Origin of the sequence: Ramlibacter sp., from assembly GCF_036676645.1 — a bacterium.
GTDB lineage: Bacteria > Pseudomonadota > Gammaproteobacteria > Burkholderiales > Burkholderiaceae_C > Ramlibacter.
The window spans coordinates 1-2158 of the sequence record NZ_JAKFCM010000025.1 but is presented as its reverse complement, the minus strand read 5'-3'; the positions used below and the strand labels follow the sequence as shown (position 1 = coordinate 2158).

The window sequence follows — 2158 nt, the reverse complement described above, 5'->3', positions numbered from 1 at the left end:
TTCCGCGACGCCTACCAGGCCTTCTGGCAGGCCGGCTGGCCTTCGCTGGCCTGCGCGGTGGAAGACGGCGGCCAGGGCCTGCCCGCCGTGCTCGAAGCCCAGCTGTACGAAATGCTCAGCGCCGCCAACCACGGCTGGACCATGGCGCCGGGCCTGCTGCACGGCGCCTACGAGTGCATCAAGCACCACGCGTCGGACGCGCTGAAAGCGACCTACCTGGAAAAGGTCGCCACCGGCGAATGGCTGGCCACCATGTGCCTGACCGAGCCGCACGCCGGATCGGACCTCGGCCTGGTGCGCACGAAAGCCGTGCCCCTGCCGAACGACATGGACGGCCGCTTCGCGCTCAGCGGCACCAAGATCTTCATCTCCGGCGGCGAGCACGACCTCAGCGACAACATCGTGCATCTGGTGCTCGCGCGCCTGCCCGACAGCCCGCCCGGCCCGAAAGGCCTGTCGCTGTTCCTGGTGCCGAAGTTCTATGAGGATGGTGCCAGAAGCCCGGTGGTGTGCGAGCGCATTGAAGAAAAGATGGGCCTGCACGGCAGCCCCACCTGCGTGATGCGTTTCGATGAAGCCGCGGCCTGGATCGTGGGCGAACCCGGCAAGGGCCTCAACGCCATGTTCGTCATGATGAACGCCGCGCGCCTGCACGTGGGCCTGCAGGGCATCGGCCTGCTCGAAGCCGCCTGGCAGAAGGCCGACGCCTACGCACAGGAACGCCGCCAGATGCGCGCGCCGGGCAACAGCGCCAAAGCGGCGCCCGTCGCCGGGCCGCCCCAAGACGGGCAAGCCCCCTCGGGGGGCAGCGCATTACACGCAGTGAAAAGCGTGGGGGCCACGGTCCAGGCGGATGTCATCGCCCTGCACCCGGCCATGCGCCGCATCCTCGACACCCAGCGCGCCTGGATCGACGCCGGGCGCGTGATCGGCTACCGCACGGCGCTCGAACTCGACACCCTGAAACACCACCCCGACGCCGCGCGGCGCGAGGCCGCGGCGCGCTGGTGCAGCCTGGTCACCCCGGTGCTCAAGTCGGCCTGGACCGAACAGGCCTTCAGCGGCGCCAGCGCCTGCCTGCAGGTCTTCGGCGGCCACGGCTATGTGCGCGAGTGGGGCATCGAGCAGCACGTGCGCGACGCGCGCGTGGCCATGATCTACGAAGGCACGAACGAGATCCAGGCGATCGACCTGCTGCTGCGCAAGGTGTTGCCCGACGGCGCCACCGCGCTGCGGACCCTGCTGGCCGAGCTGGCCGTCGAACTGGGCGACAGCCCCGCCGCCGCGCGCACCCGGCAGGCCATGGCCCGCCTGGCCCGTTTCACCGGCGAACACCTGCTGCCCCACACCCAGGCCGCAGGCGCCGCCGCCGACACCCCCTACTGGCTGGCCGACGACTACCTGCGCGCGCTGGCCCTGGTGCTCATGGCCTGGGCCTGGTCGCGCATCGGCGCCACCGCAGGCGCCGATGCCGGGCGCTGGAGCCAGGCCCAAGCCGGTTTCTGGCGATGGATCTGGCCCGAATTCGAAATGCGCCTGGGCATGCTGGAAAACGGGCTGACGCCCGCTTGACCTGCGTCACCGGCACCCATCGGCCACCGCGCTATCCTTGCCCCATGCCCGAGATCACCGCCCCCACCGCCCCGCGCCGCGCCCGCGCGCCGCGCAAGACCAGCGCTCCCGCCACCGTGCCAGCCGCGCCCGTGGCCCCCAGCCCCACGCCCGAGCTCGACACCGCCTACCTCGAAACCCTGCTGGGCTACAACGCTCGGCGCGCGGCGCTCACGGTGATCTCGATATTCCTGCCGCGCATGGCGCCCTATGGCCTGCGGCCGGTGGATTTTTCGGTGCTCTCGCTCATCGGCCACAACCCCGGCGTGACCTCGCGCCAGCTCTGCGCGGCGCTCGACATCCTGCCGCCCAACCTGGTGGGCATGATCAAGAGCCTGGACAAACGCGGCCTGATCGAACGCCGCCCCCACCCCACCGACCGCCGCGCCCAGGGCCTGCACCTGTCGGCCACTGGCAAGAAGCTGCAGCGCGCGGCCCAGGCCACCGCGACCCGGCTCGAGCGGGAAGCCACGCACGCGCTGTCGGACGACGAGGTGAAGACCCTGATCAGCCTGCTGCGCCGGGTCTACCTCCGTTAGCCGTTAGC

General features: G+C 71.0%; 2 protein-coding genes. Both read left to right on the top strand.

Annotated features, from left to right (window positions below; all coding sequences use genetic code 11):
* On the top strand, positions 1–1572 hold a 1572-nt coding region (locus V6M57_RS04600; protein WP_332813809.1), incomplete at its 5' end, for an acyl-CoA dehydrogenase family protein.
* A gap of 44 nt (positions 1573–1616) precedes the next feature.
* Entirely contained in the window at positions 1617–2150 is a 534-nt protein-coding gene (locus tag V6M57_RS04595; protein ID WP_332813808.1) for a MarR family winged helix-turn-helix transcriptional regulator, read from the top strand.
* The last annotated feature ends 8 nt before the right edge of the window (positions 2151–2158 follow it).